Raw genomic sequence first — 16,720 nt, 5'->3', positions numbered from 1 at the left:
GTTCTGATCTGCGGCAGATCGTGGGCACGCTTCGCTTTGCCCACCCTACGAAATCCGACCGTAGCCCGGATTTTGCGACCGCTTACCGCAAGTTCTCCCTCAGCACCTCGCCATCGACGCCGCGCGGTCTGTGATGACCGCCGCTTCAAGCGAGCGTAGCCGACGCACTAGTAAGCGTAGAACATCCGCTGAATTTCCTTGGTGTCGGTCGTCTTGGTCAACGCCAGCATCAGCAAGATGCGCGCCTTCTGGGGATTGAGCGTATCCGAAACGACGAAGTCGTGTTCATCGTCCTTGGCCTCGCCATTGCGCGCGACGATGCCGTTGCCGACACGGCTGCTGCGAACGATCACCACGCCCTTCTTGCGGGCTTCGTCGAGCGCCGGCTCGACCGCGGGGCGGGCCAGGCTGCCGTCACCGACGCCGGCATGCACGACCCCCTTGGCGCCGGCGGCGACAAAGGCGTCGATCGCGACGCGGTTCATGTTGGCGTAGCCGTAGACGATGTCGACCTGCGGCAGGACATCGAGGTTGGACACGTCAAATTCGGAATCCGCCGTGTGCCGACGGGTCGATTGCCGATAGAAATACGGCTTGTTGCCCTGCATGTAGCCGAGAAAGCCGAGTTCAGGCGTGCGAAAGGTGTCTGCCGTGGACGTGTTGTTCTTGGTGACGTCGCGCGCGGCGTTGATCTGATCGTTGAGGGCGACGAGCACGCCCTTGCCGACGGCTTCTTCACTGCCTGCGAGGATCACCGCATTGAACAGGTTGATCGGGCCGTCCGCGCTGATCGCGGTCGACGGCCGCATCGCGCCGACGACGACCACAGGCTTCTTGCTCCTGACGACCAGATTCAGGAAATAGCTGGTTTCCTCGATCGTATCGGTCCCGTGCGTGATCACGATCCCGTCCACGTCGTCCTGCGCGAGGAGCGTATTGACGCGCTTGGCGAGCTTCAGCCAATAATCATTGTTCATATTCTCGCTGGCGATCTGGAAGACCTGCTCGCCCTTGACGTTGGCCACCGTTTTCAACTCTGGGACGGCGTTCAAGAGGGTCTCGATGCCCACCGTGGCTGCGGTATACCCGACGACGGTGGTACTGCTCGCCCCGCTGCCGGCGATCGTGCCGCCGGTTGCGAGAACCATGACGTTGGGCAGGCCAGGGCCTCTGGCGTTGGCAACGTCAACAATCATGAGCAGCGCAAAGAGCACGCTCATTGTCGTCATCATGTGATCACGCACGCGGAACTGCAACATCTCGCCCATCCTTTGCTGGAAGCCTCGTCGATGCGCCCCGGTTCGCTCAGCGCTGCATCATCCGTCAGCCGCTGCGTTCTGTCTAGGGTCGCGAGGAGTTTGCTTTACGCGCACGGCGCGTGTCGGAAAACTGGCGGCGGGGAGGGCACAAGAAGCAAATGGCCGGGGGTCTAAAGCGCGATGCGATCGGGATGAATCGTCATCGCGCTTTAGCTTATTGTTTGAGCATGATCTTTTCGGAAAACCGCTTCGCACTTTTCCGGATCATGCTCTCGCGCGAAGACGCGCTTCTGCCCGGCCATGACGGCATTTCGTTTGTGATGGCTTGCTGAAAAGGCCGGGAACGGACGGCGCGCTTACGCGCTGGTCTCGCACTTCTTCATGAAGCTGTTCTTGGCGGCGCCGGCGAGCGGCTTTCCGTCGGAGCCGACGGCCTTTGGTGCGCAGGCGTCTTCCTTGCACTTCTTCAGGAACGAGGTCTTGGCGGCGCCGGCCAGCGGCTTGCCGTCCTTGCCGACGGCCTTGCTTTCGCAGGTTTCTTGCGCAAGGGCCGAGCCCGCTGCAAAGCTGGCAACGATCGCAGCGAGGAAAATCCGCTTCATCATGGGGGTCTCCTAAGCCAGAAATGGCCGGGAGATTGGAGCCGCAAATCGTGGCGCAATCAAGCAGGATGAGCACCGGCCGCCCGCTCGCCCCGCTGATTTTTGCGCTTCGAGCGCGGAAGATGTCGCCTCTGTTGCACTGCTCGCTGACCTCATCGGGCGATCCTGCTAGCGTCGGTCCCTCGAGATGGAGAGGAAGCATCGTGATGGACGCCGCGATCCCGCACGACCAGGGCGCCGCTGAGCGGCATTCCCACCTGGTTCGCCCCCAGGACATGGATTGGCAGAAGACGCGCTTTCCGGGCTGCGAGGCCAAGACGCTGCTGTTCGATCGCCGCACGGGGCTGATGACCGCCTTGATGCGCTTTGCGCCGGGATCGGTGCTGCCCGATCACGAGCATGTCGGCATCGAGCAGAGCTGGGTCATCGAAGGTGCGCTCGTCGACAAGGAGGGCCCGGCCAAGGGCATTGCCTGTAGGGCCGGCGAATTCATCTGGCGCGAGGCGGGCAGCCGGCACGCCGCCTGGTGCCCGGACGGCGCGTTGATGCTGGCGATCTTCCAGGTGCCGAACAAGTTCTTCGAGGTCGACGGCCGCGTGGTCGATGCCGCCGGCCAGGATTGGGACGAGGTCTGGGGTCACACCGCGGCGCAGCGGGCGCAGAGCGCCTGATCGCCTTCACACGCCGCGCACGAGCAGCGCCTTGAAGTCGGCCCGCGCGCGCTGCGCTTCGGCGCGCGCGACGTCGGAGGCGTCGCCCATGCCGAAATAGCCATGGATCAGGCCGGGGCCCTCATGGTGCTTGACGCGGACGCCGGCCGCCTCCAGCGCCCGCGCATAGGCCGCGCCTTCGTCGCGCAGGGGATCGAACCAGGCGGTGGTCACGACCGCGGGCGCGACGCCGGCCAGCGATGCGGCCCGCAGCGGCGAGACGCGCCAGTCGCCGGCGTGCGCGGGATCGGCGAGATAGTGGCCGCAGAACCATTCCATCGTCGCGCGCGTGAGGAAGTAGCCCTCGGCGTTCTCCGCGCGCGAGGGATAGCGTGCGTTCTCGCGCGCATCGGCATAAGCGCCGACGACGTCGGTGACAGGATACACCAGGAGCTGCGCGGCGAGCTTGATGCCGGCATCGCGGCAGGCGATCGCGGTCGTCGCTGCGAGATTGCCGCCGGCGCTGTCGCCGGCAACGCCGAAGCGCTTTGCGTCACCGCCAAATTCCGCGACGCGGCCAAACACGTCGCTCACCGCGGCGAAGGCATCCTCGAAGGCGCCGGGAAAGCGCGTCTCGGGCGGACGTCGATAGTCGACGGAGACGACGACCGCGCCGGTCTCGATCGCAAGGTTGCGCGCCTGCCGGTCGTGGGTTTCGAGATCGCCCGCAACCCAGCCGCCGCCATGGAAGAACACCACCGTCGGTGCCGGCGCGGCGCCGACCCGGTAGACCCGCGCAGGAAGCGGACCGGCGCCGCCCATCACCTTGATATCCTCGACGCTATCGACGCGCGGCGGCGGAATGGCGGCACGCGAGGCAGCGAGTGCGCGCAAGGAATCGCGGGCGCTCTGTGGCGTCATGACCGTGGGATCGCGCATCGGCATGAGCGGAATGAGCTGGGCGATGACGGGATCGAGCGGTGCGGCCATGGGATTTCCTCACAGGGTTCTTGGTCTTGCTTGGTCATTAGCATAGGTTTGGCGCGCCGCATCGGCAACCGGTAGCGCGTCGCAACGCCGGACGAGCGGGCAGGGAGGTTCACGAGGTGGAATTCGAGACGCTGGTCCAGTCGCGCCGCAGCGTGCGTGGCTTTAAAAACACGCCGGTGCCGCGCGCGGTGATCGCACCCGGCAGGTCGACATCGCCATGCGCTCCGACATCGTGCGCGAGGTCGCTCATATTCCGGAGGACGAGGTCATCATGACCTGCGTCGCGATGGGCTATCCCGACGACAGCTTTGCCGCGAACGCGGTTCGCTCGGACCGCGAGCACAACCACGAGTTCGTGCGTTACGTGGGTTCTGCCGATTAGCGCGAGCAAGAGGAGATTATTCTCTGGCGGAAATTTTTTTGGTGCGGCGTCGCGAGTGGCCTCTTGCAATCTCGAAATTGCGGGAGGAACAATATGCGGACTGAGAGGTTTGTTGCTGGCGCGAGGGAATTGACATGCGGCGGCTGGCTAGCCTGGTTCGGCGGTTCTTCGGTCCGCGATTGCGGCACAAGATTGATGATGATCCAAGTCTTCCTTTCACACCCGAAGAGTTCGGCCGACTGATTCGCAGCGGCCGGCACGAGGACATGAAGCTGCTGGCCGACGGGCTGGCCTGCCGCTCCATCCCGCGCCGCGCCAGCTATCGTGCGACGCATTAAGGCGGCGTTCGAGACGGGGTACAGCGCTCACCGTGTGAGCGCGACCTGCTTGAACGAGCGGACCAGCGCCTTTTCCAGCTTGCCATTCATCCCGCACAGAACGTCGTAGGCCTCCGCGCGCGGCATGGTCGGCTTGTAGTGCCGGTGCTCGATCAACGCTGCGAAGATGTCCGAGATCGTTAGAATCCTGACGATATCGCCAATGCTCTCGCCGCAGAGCGCATCGGGATAGCCGCTCCCGTCCAGATACTCGTGATGGTGGCGAACGGCACCGAGGATCTCCCGCGAGATTCCGTCATGGGCCTTGAGAAATTCGTAGCCGGCGGCCGGATGCGTTTCGATCAGCGCGCGCTCCGCGGCATCGAGGCGGCCCGGCTTGTCGAGGATGGCGAGCGGAATCTGCGCCTTGCCGATGTCGTGGAACATGGCTGCCGAGTAGAGGCGTTCCAGGTCGGCCCTGCCGACGCCGAGGCTCAGTCCGAAGTCGATGGCAACGCCGGTGACGAGCAGGCAATGCTGATAGGTTCCTTCGTGGTGCCGCCGCACCGTCATCAGCCACTCCGTCAGGCCATGCCGGATGATGCTATCGGCGATCTGGCGGCCGGCTTCCTTGGTGCCGTGGATGTCGAGCGGCTGGCTCAGGGTGACAGCCGCGAACATCGATGCGATTGCGGTCGCCGCCGTCTCGACGGCGTTGTCGGATTGCAGCGTATCGCCTGACGAAGCGGACGGCCCGTCGGCCGGATCGGCCAGTGCCGCCAGCAGCTTGGTCCGGCCGACCGTGCTGGGAAGGACCAGCGTCGCCCCGAGCGCATAGGCCTGGGAAATGCAGACGTGGGAGGTGTGCTCGAGCAGGAAGATGCGCTTCCCGACCTTCGCCAACTTGGCAGCCCGCTGCTTGATGGCGGCGATATTGTCGACGTCGCGCAGCTCGGCGCGAATGACGATGGCGACCGGTGTCTGCGACAGCCTGGAATCGGCATCGAGCCGCTCGCCTGCAATGGCGAACCTCTCCTGGAGGATCGAGCAGATGCCCGAGAGCTTGTCGGACGTGTCGGCCAGCACGTGCAGGAAGGGACGAGCCGTTTCCGTCGTTCGTATGCCGCCGTCACCATTGTCGGAGCAGGATCTGGTTCGCGCGTGTTGCACGGTCTGACCTGGATTGCGATTATCTGGATGTGAAAACTGCGAGTGGAATGTTCGAGTTCTATTTGCCTTGGACCGCGTTCTGCCCGGGCGGCGGTGCGCCGGCAGATTTCTTCTTGCCGTCAACGGTAATGAAATGGACGCCGGCAGTGGTGCCGTCGATCCAGACCAGCTCGCAGCGCCGGTAGGCGAGACCTGTCGAGGACAGCACCATGAAGAACTCCTTGGCCTTGAGCACGTCGAGCGTGCCCTCGACCTCGACCTTCGCGCCCGTCTGCGATACGTCGAGCAGGACGCAGCTGCGCCGCCAGGTGCCGTCGGATCCCATGAGATTGACCGGCTGCTTGTGGTCCATCTTCACGCGAAAGGCTTTGCGACCGTCGAACTTCATCAGCTAACCCCCGTCTTTTCCGCGTCCCGATGACCCCGACCGCTCTCCTTGGCACTTGCGGCAATTTCGCCCCAACGCACCGTCCACTGGCTGGTCGACAGCAGCAACGTCTCGAAAATGTGCTGCGCGCGTCCGCGCTCGGCGAAGGAAAGCCGCGTGCCGCAGCGGTTGCTCAGGATGGCGAGCGTGGTCTGCCAGTTCAGCCGCGAGGCGCGGCAGGCCATGACGAGACCCTCGCAATCCTCGTCGGTGATGACATGCTCGACGATCTCGATGGGAGTCCCCGACAGCACCGACAGTGCCGTGATGAGGTTGGCAGTCTCGCCGCGAATGGCGAAGCGGTTCACGGTGGAATCGTTGAGTTTGCCGATGCGGCTGAGTGCAACGATCTCCGGCCGCGCGCTTGCATAGGCGGCGGCGCATGGCAGCTTGAAGGCGATTGGTGCGGCCGCTGCACTTTGATGCGAGCCAATGGCCTTCGGTCCTGTGCCGGATTTCGGCGCGGGTGAAGCCGACAGCAACTCCCGCATGACCCTATCGGGCGTGTCCGGCCTGAGCGCCAGAGCCTTGATCAGTTCGTCATCCGACAGGCACTTCTCAACCAGCGCAACGTAAGCGGGATCGGAGAACCTTGCATCCCTGTTGCCGATCAGTGTGAGACAAACACTGGGGGTGCCACACTTGATCAGCGTCTCGATCACCAGTGGATCGATCGGCGCGCGGCCGGCGATCGCACATTGCTGTCGTTCGCCGCTCGCGGCTGCGATCGACTTGAGATCGGCCGTGGACAGTGATTGCGAGCGGAGCAAGACAGGGCAGGCGATTTCCGGATCGCGGTGCGAGGCGAGGCGTCGCACGGTGTTCGGCGGAGCCACTTTGAGCTCTGCGAGCGCCGCGCTGACATCGATCAGCGTGCCGGCCTCAACCCGCTCGACCAGCCGCAGCAGGACGCCGTCGGCCACGTCGGCGAGCAATGCCTGGGATCGGTCGCGGCTGCTTGTGAGCAGTTGCAATATGCCTGATAGGATACGAGCACACCGGTCCAGCGGACATGTTGCAACCGCGTTCTCCAGATCGACCAGACTATCAGCAGGCGAATTTGCCATCATGGCAGGAGCCTGAAATTAAATAAATTGAACGATCAACCGACGGTCATTCCGCCTCAAAGGCGTTAATTTGAATTTTAATCCTCGAAGGCTCGGGTATTGGCGCACCGCCGGCCTTGCAGGAAACGTTATCGAAATTCGGCGAGACCGGGTTGTCCCGGATTGTTTTTTCAACCGACCCCTCTCCATTTAATCAGGCCACAGTTAGGATCGATTCTGACGAAATAATCGAAGGAGGAAGCGAACCGGCACCCCGCGGCCGGACGCAGATCCAGAGCGGCGCGGCATTTTCTTGTTTCCATGAACAGCATTGACGATGTGCCGAGGTCGGCACTCAAAACATTTCGCTTTTCAGACGTCGACGAATTTCGAAACGCCATACGCGGGCTGAACTTCGAATTCACCCCTTTTGTGCGGAAGATTTCGGCTGAGCAGACAATCCTCGCCTTGCCCGGCTGCGACGTGAATTTGACGCGCGCGTTTCCGCGGGTGGTTGACGCACAACTCGTGGAGAATTGCACTGCGATCGGCTTCACGATGGACGATCTCAACGTGCCGATTCGCTTCAACGGCTCGCAACGTGCGCGACCGGTCGTGGTCATTGGCAACGGCGGAGCGGCCTACACCACCATCGAGGAGGTGCAGCGGCAAATCGCCTCGGTGATTTTCCGGCCCGAGGTGAGGGATCGTGGTTGGCCGCTCACGCTCTCGAGCTTCAAGATTTTTGAAATCTCCCCGGTCGGCTTGCAGCGGTTGCGCGGCGTGGTTCGCGAAGTGCTGGCCGAGGCGTCCGGCCCGGTCGACGCACGGGAGCTCTTGTTGAAGGGCGCGGCGATGAAGGAGTCCCTGCTCGGAGCCGTCGACGACGCCTTTGCAACGATCGTTTCGGCCCGCTGGACCCTGGGTCCCAACGACGGACGGAATTTCAGGATGTTCCAGGACATCCGCGCACTGCTGTCTGAGGACCTGTCGGAGCCGATTTATAGCGATGAGATCGCGCGCAAGCTCGGGCTGTCCGTTCGCACCATGCACGACATCGTTCGCCGCTACCGCGGCATGAGCCTGCACCGCTACTTGCGTCTGCACCGGCTGTGGCTGGTGCGCCGGCGCCTTCTCGCCGGCGCCGACAGCGTCAAGGCAGTCGCGCTGGCGTATGGCTTCTGGCATCTCAGCGATTTCTCCAGAAGCTATCGCGACCAGTTCGGCGAGACGCCGTCGCAAACGCTGGACCGCGGTCGCAGAAGGTAGTGCGACAAATCGAGTAGGGCTGGGCGCCGGTTTCGTGCTACCGTTCGGCCATGAGCAATCGCATTCTCGTTCTCTACGGTTCCTACCGTTCCGACCGCATGGGCATCCGCCTTGCGAATTTCGTCATCGACCGGCTGCGCGGCCGCGGCGAGGACGTCGAGTTCATCGACGCCAAGGCGATCGGGCTGCCGATGCTGGACCGCATGTACAAGGAATATCCCAAGGGCTCGGCGCCGGAGGCGCTGGAGAAGCTGGCCGGGCAGATCCGCGACGCCGACGGATTCGTCTTCGTCACCGGCGAGTACAATTGGGGCATCCAGCCCGGCCTGAAGAACCTCACCGACCACTTCCTGGAGGAATGGTTCTGGCGCCCGGCCGCGATCGTGAGCTATTCGGCCGGCCGGCTGTCCGGTGCCCGTGCGGCGACGGCCTGGCACGGCACGCTCTCGGAGATGGGCATGGTGGTGGTGTCGAGCACCATCGGCATCGGCCCGATCGCGCAGACGCTGTCGGAGGCCGGCGAACCGATCGGCGACGGCGGCAAGGCCCTGGAGCGCTCCTTCCCGCGCTTCGCCGACGATCTGGCCTGGTGGATCGAGGCGGCGAAAGCACAACGGACGCGCAAGGCACCGCCTTATTGACGTCGCGCTACGCCGACCGGACCTCGCCGAGATAGCGCTCGAACTGGCCGGCGAGATCGCGCGACTGGGTCGAGAGCTGCTCGGCCGCGCCCAGCACCTCTCGCGCCGCGGCGCCGGTGTCGTCGGCGGCGCGTTGCACGCCGGAAATGTTGCTGTTGACCTCCTGGGTGCCGCGGGAGGCCTCCTGAACGCTGCGGGCGATCTCCTTGGTCGCCGAGCCCTGTTCCTCGATGGCCGCCGCGATCGCGGTGCCGATCTGGTCGATCTCGGCGATGACGTCGGCGACGTTGCGGATCGCCGCCACCGTCTCGTCGCTGGCGGACTGGATCGCGGTGATCTGCTCGGAGATCTCGGTCGTGGCCTTGGCGGTTTGGCCGGCCAGCGACTTCACTTCGGAGGCGACCACGGCAAAGCCGCGGCCGGCTTCGCCGGCACGGGCAGCCTCGATGGTCGCGTTCAGCGCAAGCAGGTTGGTCTGCTCGGCGATGCTCTGGATCAGCGTCACGACGTCGCCGATCTTCTGGGCGCCCTCGGCGAGCGTGCGCGCGGTGTCGCCAGTGCGGCGGGCGTTGTCGACGGCACGGGTCGCGATCTCGGTGCTTTGGGCGACCTGACGACCGATCTCCGCGATCGAGGAGGTCAGCTCTTCGGTGGCGCTCGCGACGGTCTGCACGTTGGTCGAGGTCTGCTCGGAGGCGGCGGCGACCACGGCGGCCTGGCTGTTGGTCTGCGCCGCCGTCGAGGTCATCGACTGCGCGGTGCTTTCCATCGCCGCCGAGGCTCGCGAGAGGCCGCCGACCAGCTCGGTGACCTTGGCCTCGAAGGCGCGGGTGAGATCGTCGAGCGCCTGGGCGCGGCGCATCTTGCCGCCGTTCTCGGCCTGCTTCTCGGCCGCGAGCCGGTCGGCCCGGATCATGTTGTCCTTGAAGATCTGAACGGCCGCGGCCATCGCGCCGATCTCGTCGGAGCGCGCGGCGCCGGGAATCTCTTCCGCAACCTCGCCGTCGGCGAGCCGCGACATTCGCGTCGTCAGGCCGACGATCGGCGCGCAGACGCGGCGGCGAACCGTCACGATGAGGCCGACGCTGGCCATCAGCACGGCGACGAGGCCGACGAGGGCGATCGTGAAGCTGGTGCGCGCGGCGGAGGAGGCGCCGGCGAGGATCTGCTCCGCGTTGTCGTAGAAGGCGTCGCGGACCTCGATGACGGTGGACAGGCCGCGCTGAGTGGCGGCGTAGTAGGTATCCACGTCGTGCTCGTACTTGCCGGTGACGGCGCCGTCCTTCGCCAGCTTGAGCTCGCGGCCGAACTCCTCGACATAAACCGAATTGAACTTCTCCAGCGCCGCGGCGACGTTGGCGGGCGTTGCCGGATTGCCGCGCAATTCCAGCAGCGCCATCACGAGCTGGTCGTTGCGGCCCTGCGAGCGGCTGATGTCGGCCTTCTCGGCATCGGTCGCCGGCTTCTTCCCGCCAACGAGATTCTTGTGCAGGCTCGAGTTGAAGCCGCCGACGTCGCGCAGCGTCATCGCGATATTGGCGTAGCTGGCCTGCCGGTAGGCGTCACCGTTCAGGATCGCCATGCGGCGGACCTGCTCGTTGAGCAGCGCGGTCACGCCGCCGTTGAGCACGGCATTGTCTGCGACGATCTTCTTGGCGGCGTCTTTGCGCGCCTCGGCGGGACCTGCCAGCGCCTTGTCGATGGCCTCGCGCAAGCCGGTGAACTTCGCGTTGATGCCGTCGATGTTGCTTCCGATCGTGGTGCCGTCGTCGAACGGGCCGGGCAGCTCCTTGCGCAGCGCGTTCATCTTGTCGCGGGCGCTGTCGGTCTGCTTGCGCAGCTTGTCCTGCTCGGCCAGCAGCGCGGGGTCGATGGCCGCAGGCCCGTACAGGATGTTGGTGGAATAGCCGCGCTCCGGATTGAGATAGCGCGGGATGTCGCTGACCGCACGGACGATCGCGAGCCGCCCCTGCGCCTCGGTGATCCGCTCCATCGTCTGGTATTTCGTCACGGCGACGTAGACGGCGAGGCCGCCCCCGACGGTCGAGAGCGAGACGATGGCGCTGGTCAGGAGCGTACCGATTTTCATGGTCAGTCCGGCAAATAACGGAGAATTATTTTGCCCGGACGATAGGGTGGTCCTGTTAATCTGCGGTTTACGCTACCTGGCCGGCTTAGGGGGATGTCCGATCGAGCCTGGCAAGGATCTCCAGCGTGGCGCCGTCAGGCTCGCTTGCGAAATATCGGGCGAGCGCCTGATCGAAGACGGGCTCGTCGGATACCGCGCCGAACAGCGTCATGGACGAGCGGAATTTGGCGTCATCCGGCGCGCCGAGGATCGCGTTGATGGTCCGGCCCTCGACCGCGAGCACCAGCCTGGTGCATTCGATCAGCCGCCCGCCCAGGATGGGGTGGGCCAGATAGGCCTCGGCTTCAGTGCGGGAGCCGATGGCGTAGCGCTGCGACATGGCGCTGGCGCCGAGACCTGCGACCTGGGGGAAAATGAACCACATCCAGTGCGTCTGCTTCCGGCCCCGGGTCAGCTCGCCCAGGACGTCGCGAAAAACCGGGTTTTGGGCCTGGACGAACCGTTCTAGGTCGAAAGTATCGGTCATTGGATACCCCCAGAGGTGTCTCACCGGCCGCGATTATGCCTAACTTTTGGCTCCCAATGTGGTAGCTGGTATAGAGTCTCTCCGGGTGGGGGTTGGGTCCCCCGGGGATCGATTTGGGGATCTGATGGTTTCCGACGCAGCACACGCCGAAAGGCTGTTGTCGCGCCGCCGTGTCGGGCGGGCTGAAACGATTCTGCTGTCTCTGGCAGGGGTCGCGCTGGCGCTTGGCGCCGCCGCGTGGGTCGCCGACATCAGCGATTCGACCCCGCTTGTCTCCGCCGCGTTGCCGCCGGCCAGTGCCCCCTCATTCGAGGACCGTTTCGCTTCGGCCTCCGCCAACTCGTCGCCGCGCGAGCTCGGCCTGCGGGTGTTCGAGCGCTCGGCGGTGAATGCGGTCCAGCTCAAGCTGCGGGACGCCAAGGCGATGCTCGCCCAGAAGCTCCAGGGCGACGACTGGCGCTCGATCCTGACCGAGGACGACCGTTACGCGGCCGAGGAGGCGAGATCCCCGCAGCGCGCCGACGCCATCCCGATGCCGCGCGCGCGTCCGGTCCAGGCGGACTTCTCCGCCCAGATCGCCTCCAGCCAAGCGTATGCGGACACCAACCTCAGGGTCGACAACCGCAATTTCTTCGAAAAATTCACCGACAAGATCAGGCTGGCCTCGCTGACGCCCGGCGACGGCCTGTTCAACAAGGCGCCGGATCTCGCCGCTCTCGGCTACGATTCGCGCACGGCGGTTTATGACATCTCGGCCAAGGCGGTTTACCTGCCGAGCGGCGTGGCGCTGGAGGCCCATTCCGGCCTGGGTGCGCTGATGGACGACCCTGAACATGTCGACCGGCGGATGGTCGGCGCGACGCCGCCGGCGACCTACGACCTCAAGCCGCGCGAAAAGCCGTTCCACGGCGTCCGTGCGCTGCGCATGACTCCGGTCGAAGGCACCAGCGCGCTCGGCCGCGTCGGGCTGCTCACCCACAACTACTTGCTCGGGCCGCGCGGCGATTCCAACGGCTGCGTCTCGATCAAGGACTATGATCGGTTCATCAAGGCCTACGACAATGGCGAGTTCAACCGCCTGGTCGTGGTGCCGAACCTGCGGGGAGCGGCGACCGCCTCGCAGCGCGCGAGCACCGATTCCTGAAATTCGCCTGCGACGGCGGGGCTGCCGTTTCCCCTTCGTTAAGCCGTCCTCGTCCAGAAGCAGCCCATGAGTGATCCATCCAGTTCCGAAACACCGCTGCGCACGACGTTCAAGATCAAGCTGAACGGCGACACGTTGGCGATCGCGACCGTCGGCCAGGCCTATCAATTCCTCACCAACTTCAAGTCGGTCGAGTGGATGGAATTTCGCTCGCTGCACGAGGATGCCGTCGCGGCCCTGGAAGGCGCTGCCGGTAACGCCATGCTGGCGGTGCAGGCAACCAACGCCGTGCGCGCGCTGTTCGTCAGCGCCAAGCTGCTTTGAAGCGGGCTACAGGCCGTTCTGTCGCATCTTGAACTCCGCTTTCGGAACGGGCAAACGGTCCGCGAAGGCCGTCGCCGTGCAGCCGCATGTTTGAAACTTACTTCAAGGGAGAGTCCTCATCATGAAACGCCGTACATTTCTGCAAGGCGGCGCGGTTGCCGGCGCGACGACGCTGGTTGCTGCACCTGCGATCGCGCAGAGCGCGCCCGAGATCAAATGGCGCCTGACCTCGAGCTTTCCGAAGTCGCTCGACACCATCTACGGCACGGCGCAGACCTTTGCGAAATATATTGCCGAGGCCACCGACAACAAATTCCAGATCCAGACTTTTGCCGCCGGCGAGATCGTCCCCGGCCTGCAGGCGCTGGATGCGGTCAGCACCGCCTCGGTGGAGATGGCGCAGACGCCGCTCTATTTCTACATCGGCAAGGAGCCGGCGCTGGCCTATGCCACCGGCGCGCCGTTCGGCATGAATCATCGCCATCAGGAATCGTGGTGGCATTTCGGCGGCGGCGCCGATCTCACCAACGAGGCGCTCAAGCCGTTCAAGGCGCACGCCATCCTCTGCGGCAATTCCGGCACCCAGATGGGCGGCTGGTTCCGCAAGGAGATCAAGATCGTCGACGACCTCAAGGGTCTCAAATTCCGCATCGCAGGCTTGGGCGGCCACGTGCTGGCAAGGCTCGGCGTCGTGCCGCAGCAGATCGCCGGTGGCGATGTGTATTCGGCCCTCGAGAAGGGCACGATCGATGCCGCCGAATTCGTCGGTCCCTATGACGACGAGAAGCTCGGTTTCCACAAGGTCGCCAAGTACTATTACTTCCCCGGCTGGTGGGAAGGCGGCGCCATGCTGCACATGGTGGTCAACGACGAGAAATGGGCTTCGCTGCCCAAGCACTATCAGGCGATCGTCAACCAGGCGGGCGCGGCGGCCGGCGCCTGGATGCTCGAAAAATACGACAGTGTGAATCCGGCGGCGCTCAAGCGCCTGCTCGCAGGTGGCGCGGAGCTGAAGGCGTTCCCGCAACCCGTGCTGGAGGCCTGCTACAACGCGACGCAGGACCATCTGAACGAGCTCGCCGCCAAGAGCGACCTGTTCAAGCGCACCAAGGACAGTCACGACGCGTATATGAAGGAGCTGTTGTTCTACACGCAGATCGCGGAGAATTTTTACGACAATTATCTGCTGAGCAAGATGCGCAACAAGAGCTGAGTGCAAGAAGCGGGCGCGGCCGTTCGGCCGCGCCGGCGCACAAGACTTCGTGCGCGTCACGCAGAAGGCCTTTGCAGCCTCCGTCGCCCACGTCGCGGCATGCCTGAAGGCGCTGCTCGATCAGGTCTCCGGTCTCGACAAGGAGAATCAGGAGCGCCAGCGGGAGCGCATCAAGTTCCTGATGACGGACGAGTTCACGACCACCAAGGGGCTCGGCTGGATCGACGGCGAGCGGATGAAGAAGGACTACGAGCTGGTCCAGACCTATCTCGGCATGGAGAAGCCGTTCGACGTGACGAGCGCGTTTAAGACCAGGATGCTGGATCCGAGCATCAAGATGGATGCGAGCAAGGTGAAGAAGTAGGGGGCACAGGCGTCGCCTCGTTCGTCATTGCGAGCGTAGCGAAGCAATCCAGTATCCCACCGCGGAGAGATCCTGGATTGCTTCGTCGCAAGGGCTCCTCGCAATGACGTTGTGAGAGCAGCGCGCGTTAGTCTCCGCTCGTGCCCCGAACGCAGCGCAGCGTCCCTTAGACGGTGCGCTGCAGAGCCGGGACCATTTCGCCGAGAGCATGACCCGGCCGGTTTGGGTCCCGGCTCTGCGCAGCAGCGTTGCACGCCGCAGCACGTCCGGGACACGAGACCGGTGCCAACCGATCTCCGGCTCACCCCCGTCCTCGTAACCCCGCGGAGGAATTAACCCGCCGTTAACCATATCCGCCGCATCGTTAACCATTCAATAACAGGGAACGAGTCGGCCGCCATGGAGGCTGCAGCAAAGGTCCAACGTCAAATGGTGCGCCTGCGCGGGCGCTCCTATGTGGCTTTCGTGTTCACGCCGACGGTTCCGGTTCAGGACTGGCTGCACGAGATCGACGCCACGATTGCACGCTCGCCCGGCTTTTTCGCCGGCCGGCCCGTGGTGATCGACCTGTCCTCGGTCGATCTCAGCCAGGCCGGCATCGGCCATCTCCTCACCAGCCTGCAGGACCGCAACATCCGCGTGCTTGGCATCGAGGGCGTGGAGGAGGGACGGCTGACGCCGATGATGCCGCCGCTGCTGTCGGGCGGACGCAGCTGCGTGGTCGAGCCGAGCGCGCCGAAGAAGGCCGACGTGAAGGCCGAGACCAAGCCGACGTCGCTGCTGCTCGAAAACCCCGTGCGCTCGGGCCAGACCGTGATCTTTCCGGAAGGCGACGTCACCATTCTCGGCTCGGTCGGCTCCGGCGCCGAGGTCGTCGCCGGTGGCTCCATCCACGTCTATGGCGCGCTGCGCGGCCGCGCCATGGCCGGGGTCAACGGACACACCAGCGCGCGCATCTACTGCCAGAAGATTGAGGCCGAACTGCTTGCAATCGATGGCTTTTACCAGACTGCGGACGACATCGACGCCGCCTTGCGCGGCAAGCCGGCGCAGGCCTGGCTGCAGGGGAATACCATGCGAATTACAGCACTGAACTGACCAGCAAAGGAGACATTTCAGATGAGTAAGGTACTGGTCGTGACATCAGGCAAGGGCGGGGTCGGCAAGACTACGACGACCGCCGCGCTGGGAGCTGCCTTGGCGCAGCGCGGCGACAAGGTGGTCGTCGTCGATTTCGACGTCGGCCTGCGCAACCTCGACCTCGTGATGGGGGCCGAACGCCGCGTCGTGTTCGACCTCATCAACGTGGTGCAGGGCGTCGCCAAACTCCCGCAGGCGCTGATCAAGGACAAGCGGCTGGAGAATTTGTGGCTGCTGCCGGCTTCCCAAACCCGCGACAAGGACGCGCTGACGGAAGAGGGCGTCGGCAAGGTCATCGCCGAGTTGCGCAGCCGGTTCGACTGGGTGATCTGCGACAGCCCGGCCGGCATCGAGCGCGGCGCCTCCATGGCGATGCGCTTTGCCGACGAGGCCGTGATCGTCACAAATCCGGAAGTCTCCTCGGTGCGCGATTCCGACCGCATCATCGGCATGCTCGATTCCAAGACGGTGCGGGCCGAGAAGGGCGAACGCGTCGAGAAGCACATCCTGATCACCCGCTACGATCCCTCCCGCGCCGCGCGCGGCGAGATGCTGACCATCGATGACATCCTGGAGATCCTTGCCACGCCCTTGCTCGGCATCATCCCCGAGAGCCAGGACGTGTTGAAGGCCTCGAATGTCGGCACGCCTGTAACTCTGTCGAATGCCGATGGAGCGCCGGCACGAGCCTATATGGACGCGGCCAAGCGCCTCTGCGGCGAGAACGTGACGATGCACGTTCCTGCCGAGCGCAGAGGATTTATGGACCGCCTGCTGCGACGGAGGGCTGCATGAGCATGGGTCTGCTTCGACTTCTCCGCGGCAAGAAGGCCTCGGCACCCGTCGCGCGCGAACGGCTGCAGATCCTGCTTGCCCATGAACGCGGAATGCGTGGCCAGCCCGATCTGCTCGGTGTGCTGCGTGAGGAAATTCTCGCCGTCGTGTCCAAGCATGTGACGCTGGACCCGACCAAGGTCATCGTCCGGCTCGAGCGCGGCGACGAGGTCTCGACCCTCGAGGTCGATATCGAGGTGCCCAACGACATCGAGCGGAAAAAGGTGGCGGTCGCGTAGGGACGCGGCCGCAGACTCCCGTTTTGGGGTGGGTGAGAAGGCGGTCCGCCGGGCATGGCGGGCCGCCGTTGTCTTGCCGCTCACATCGATGGGA

21 protein-coding genes are annotated in these 16,720 nt (G+C 64.5%); 13 read left to right on the top strand and 8 right to left on the bottom strand.

What is annotated here, in order from left to right; all coding sequences use genetic code 11:
• Nucleotides 1-167: 167 nt before the first annotated feature.
• Nucleotides 168-1,259: a type II asparaginase gene (locus XI05_RS28800; protein WP_271508174.1), complete on the bottom strand. Its 1,092-nt coding sequence runs from the start codon at nt 1,257-1,259 to the stop codon at nt 168-170.
• Between the two features lie 158 nt (nt 1,260-1,417).
• Here XI05_RS28800 and XI05_RS28795 point away from each other — a divergent pair, with 158 nt between their 5' ends.
• Nucleotides 1,418-1,591: a hypothetical protein gene (locus tag XI05_RS28795; protein WP_271508173.1), complete on the top strand. Its 174-nt coding sequence runs from the start codon at nt 1,418-1,420 to the stop codon at nt 1,589-1,591.
• A gap of 24 nt (nt 1,592-1,615) precedes the next feature.
• Here the strand turns inward: XI05_RS28795 and XI05_RS28790 are convergent, their stop codons facing one another.
• A complete protein-coding gene (locus XI05_RS28790) occupies nt 1,616-1,864 on the bottom strand; it encodes a hypothetical protein (RefSeq protein WP_172788524.1) in 249 nt (82 codons plus the stop codon).
• 203 nt (nt 1,865-2,067) lie between these two features.
• On the opposite strand from XI05_RS28790, the gene XI05_RS28785 reads away from it, so the two are divergent.
• A complete protein-coding gene (locus XI05_RS28785; RefSeq protein WP_271508172.1) occupies nt 2,068-2,532 on the top strand; it encodes a cupin domain-containing protein in 465 nt (154 codons plus the stop codon).
• A gap of 6 nt (nt 2,533-2,538) precedes the next feature.
• On the opposite strand, the gene XI05_RS28780 is transcribed toward XI05_RS28785, so the two are convergent.
• A complete protein-coding gene (locus XI05_RS28780; RefSeq protein WP_271508171.1) occupies nt 2,539-3,501 on the bottom strand; it encodes an alpha/beta hydrolase in 963 nt (320 codons plus the stop codon).
• A 217-nt stretch (nt 3,502-3,718) separates the two neighbouring features.
• On the opposite strand from XI05_RS28780, the gene XI05_RS28775 reads away from it, so the two are divergent.
• Both XI05_RS28775 and XI05_RS28770 read left to right on the top strand, forming a co-directional pair.
• Nucleotides 3,719-3,883: a hypothetical protein gene (locus XI05_RS28775; protein ID WP_271508170.1), complete on the top strand. Its 165-nt coding sequence runs from the start codon at nt 3,719-3,721 to the stop codon at nt 3,881-3,883.
• A 134-nt stretch (nt 3,884-4,017) separates the two neighbouring features.
• On the top strand, nt 4,018-4,221 hold the full coding sequence (locus XI05_RS28770; protein WP_175422601.1) for a hypothetical protein: 204 nt from the start codon (nt 4,018-4,020) through the stop codon (nt 4,219-4,221).
• A 27-nt stretch (nt 4,222-4,248) separates the two neighbouring features.
• Here the strand turns inward: XI05_RS28770 and XI05_RS28765 are convergent, their stop codons facing one another.
• The 3 genes from XI05_RS28765 to XI05_RS28755 are packed head-to-tail and all read right to left on the bottom strand — an operon-like array spanning nt 4,249 to nt 6,867.
• Nucleotides 4,249-5,370, bottom strand: coding sequence for an HD-GYP domain-containing protein (locus tag XI05_RS28765; protein ID WP_271508169.1), 1,122 nt, complete (start codon nt 5,368-5,370; stop codon nt 4,249-4,251).
• A gap of 58 nt (nt 5,371-5,428) precedes the next feature.
• The gene (locus tag XI05_RS28760; protein ID WP_271508168.1) at nt 5,429-5,758 is read right to left on the bottom strand and encodes a PilZ domain-containing protein; all 330 of its coding nucleotides are present in this window, start codon (nt 5,756-5,758) and stop codon (nt 5,429-5,431) included.
• Nucleotides 5,758-6,867, bottom strand: a complete 1,110-nt coding sequence (locus XI05_RS28755; RefSeq protein WP_271508167.1) for a DUF2336 domain-containing protein — start codon at nt 6,865-6,867, stop codon at nt 5,758-5,760. Before XI05_RS28755 ends, XI05_RS28760 begins: the two co-directional genes overlap by 1 nt.
• A gap of 297 nt (nt 6,868-7,164) precedes the next feature.
• On the opposite strand from XI05_RS28755, the gene XI05_RS28750 reads away from it, so the two are divergent.
• Nucleotides 7,165-8,112 (top strand): AraC family transcriptional regulator, encoded by a 948-nt coding sequence (locus tag XI05_RS28750; RefSeq protein ID WP_271508165.1) that lies wholly within the window; start codon nt 7,165-7,167, stop codon nt 8,110-8,112.
• A gap of 50 nt (nt 8,113-8,162) precedes the next feature.
• Nucleotides 8,163-8,753, top strand: coding sequence for an NADPH-dependent FMN reductase (locus XI05_RS28745; protein WP_271508163.1), 591 nt, complete (start codon nt 8,163-8,165; stop codon nt 8,751-8,753).
• 7 nt (nt 8,754-8,760) lie between these two features.
• Here XI05_RS28745 and XI05_RS28740 read toward each other — a convergent pair whose 3' ends face one another.
• A complete protein-coding gene (locus XI05_RS28740; protein WP_271508161.1) occupies nt 8,761-10,842 on the bottom strand; it encodes a methyl-accepting chemotaxis protein in 2,082 nt (693 codons plus the stop codon).
• An 85-nt stretch (nt 10,843-10,927) separates the two neighbouring features.
• Nucleotides 10,928-11,368 (bottom strand): DUF1810 domain-containing protein, encoded by a 441-nt coding sequence (locus tag XI05_RS28735; RefSeq protein WP_271508159.1) that lies wholly within the window; start codon nt 11,366-11,368, stop codon nt 10,928-10,930.
• Nucleotides 11,369-11,561: 193 nt separating this feature from the next.
• On the opposite strand from XI05_RS28735, the gene XI05_RS28730 reads away from it, so the two are divergent.
• The 7 genes from XI05_RS28730 to minE all read left to right on the top strand — a co-directional run bounded on the left by XI05_RS28730 (nt 11,562) and on the right by minE (nt 16,626).
• The gene (locus XI05_RS28730; RefSeq protein WP_271508535.1) at nt 11,562-12,512 is read left to right on the top strand and encodes a DUF2778 domain-containing protein; all 951 of its coding nucleotides are present in this window, start codon (nt 11,562-11,564) and stop codon (nt 12,510-12,512) included.
• 66 nt (nt 12,513-12,578) lie between these two features.
• Complete coding sequence (locus XI05_RS28725) at nt 12,579-12,836, top strand: hypothetical protein (protein ID WP_024338019.1); 258 nt, start codon at nt 12,579-12,581, stop codon at nt 12,834-12,836.
• Between the two features lie 121 nt (nt 12,837-12,957).
• Complete coding sequence (locus tag XI05_RS28720; protein ID WP_271508157.1) at nt 12,958-14,049, top strand: TRAP transporter substrate-binding protein; 1,092 nt, start codon at nt 12,958-12,960, stop codon at nt 14,047-14,049.
• A 49-nt stretch (nt 14,050-14,098) separates the two neighbouring features.
• Entirely contained in the window at nt 14,099-14,413 is a 315-nt protein-coding gene (locus XI05_RS28715) for a hypothetical protein (protein ID WP_271508155.1), read from the top strand.
• 399 nt (nt 14,414-14,812) lie between these two features.
• Nucleotides 14,813-15,511, top strand: coding sequence for a septum site-determining protein MinC (gene minC / locus XI05_RS28710; protein ID WP_271508152.1), 699 nt, complete (start codon nt 14,813-14,815; stop codon nt 15,509-15,511).
• A 21-nt stretch (nt 15,512-15,532) separates the two neighbouring features.
• Nucleotides 15,533-16,348 carry a septum site-determining protein MinD gene (minD, locus tag XI05_RS28705; protein WP_036022837.1) on the top strand — a complete coding sequence of 272 codons (816 nt, stop codon included), beginning with the start codon at nt 15,533-15,535 and terminating at the stop codon, nt 16,346-16,348.
• Nucleotides 16,345-16,626: a cell division topological specificity factor MinE gene (gene minE / locus XI05_RS28700; protein WP_172788545.1), complete on the top strand. Its 282-nt coding sequence runs from the start codon at nt 16,345-16,347 to the stop codon at nt 16,624-16,626. The genes minD and minE overlap by 4 nt, the downstream gene beginning before the upstream one ends.
• Nucleotides 16,627-16,720: the final 94 nt, after the last annotated feature.

It is taken from the genome of Bradyrhizobium sp. CCBAU 11357 (assembly GCF_028128865.1).
GTDB lineage: Bacteria > Pseudomonadota > Alphaproteobacteria > Rhizobiales > Xanthobacteraceae > Bradyrhizobium.
The sequence above is the reverse complement of the archived record's forward strand: the minus strand, read 5'-3'. Positions and strand labels throughout refer to the sequence as shown.

What these genes read in the sequence shown, in the direction of transcription:
- XI05_RS28740 (WP_271508161.1), bottom strand. Translation starts at nt 10,842, where the DNA reads ATGAAAATCGGTACGCTCCTGACCAGCGCCATCGTCTCGCTCTCGACC.
- minC (WP_271508152.1), top strand. Translation starts at nt 14,813, where the DNA reads ATGGAGGCTGCAGCAAAGGTCCAACGTCAAATGGTGCGCCTGCGCGGG.
- XI05_RS28745 (WP_271508163.1), top strand. Translation starts at nt 8,163, where the DNA reads ATGAGCAATCGCATTCTCGTTCTCTACGGTTCCTACCGTTCCGACCGC.
- minE (WP_172788545.1), top strand. Translation starts at nt 16,345, where the DNA reads ATGAGCATGGGTCTGCTTCGACTTCTCCGCGGCAAGAAGGCCTCGGCA.
- XI05_RS28785 (WP_271508172.1), top strand. Translation starts at nt 2,068, where the DNA reads ATGGACGCCGCGATCCCGCACGACCAGGGCGCCGCTGAGCGGCATTCC.
- XI05_RS28775 (WP_271508170.1), top strand. Translation starts at nt 3,719, where the DNA reads ATGCGCTCCGACATCGTGCGCGAGGTCGCTCATATTCCGGAGGACGAG.
- XI05_RS28790 (WP_172788524.1), bottom strand. Translation starts at nt 1,864, where the DNA reads ATGATGAAGCGGATTTTCCTCGCTGCGATCGTTGCCAGCTTTGCAGCG.
- XI05_RS28735 (WP_271508159.1), bottom strand. Translation starts at nt 11,368, where the DNA reads ATGACCGATACTTTCGACCTAGAACGGTTCGTCCAGGCCCAAAACCCG.
- XI05_RS28770 (WP_175422601.1), top strand. Translation starts at nt 4,018, where the DNA reads ATGCGGCGGCTGGCTAGCCTGGTTCGGCGGTTCTTCGGTCCGCGATTG.
- XI05_RS28780 (WP_271508171.1), bottom strand. Translation starts at nt 3,501, where the DNA reads ATGGCCGCACCGCTCGATCCCGTCATCGCCCAGCTCATTCCGCTCATG.
- XI05_RS28760 (WP_271508168.1), bottom strand. Translation starts at nt 5,758, where the DNA reads ATGAAGTTCGACGGTCGCAAAGCCTTTCGCGTGAAGATGGACCACAAG.
- XI05_RS28725 (WP_024338019.1), top strand. Translation starts at nt 12,579, where the DNA reads ATGAGTGATCCATCCAGTTCCGAAACACCGCTGCGCACGACGTTCAAG.
- XI05_RS28800 (WP_271508174.1), bottom strand. Translation starts at nt 1,259, where the DNA reads ATGTTGCAGTTCCGCGTGCGTGATCACATGATGACGACAATGAGCGTG.
- minD (WP_036022837.1), top strand. Translation starts at nt 15,533, where the DNA reads ATGAGTAAGGTACTGGTCGTGACATCAGGCAAGGGCGGGGTCGGCAAG.
- XI05_RS28750 (WP_271508165.1), top strand. Translation starts at nt 7,165, where the DNA reads ATGAACAGCATTGACGATGTGCCGAGGTCGGCACTCAAAACATTTCGC.
- XI05_RS28755 (WP_271508167.1), bottom strand. Translation starts at nt 6,867, where the DNA reads ATGATGGCAAATTCGCCTGCTGATAGTCTGGTCGATCTGGAGAACGCG.
- XI05_RS28720 (WP_271508157.1), top strand. Translation starts at nt 12,958, where the DNA reads ATGAAACGCCGTACATTTCTGCAAGGCGGCGCGGTTGCCGGCGCGACG.
- XI05_RS28795 (WP_271508173.1), top strand. Translation starts at nt 1,418, where the DNA reads ATGGCCGGGGGTCTAAAGCGCGATGCGATCGGGATGAATCGTCATCGC.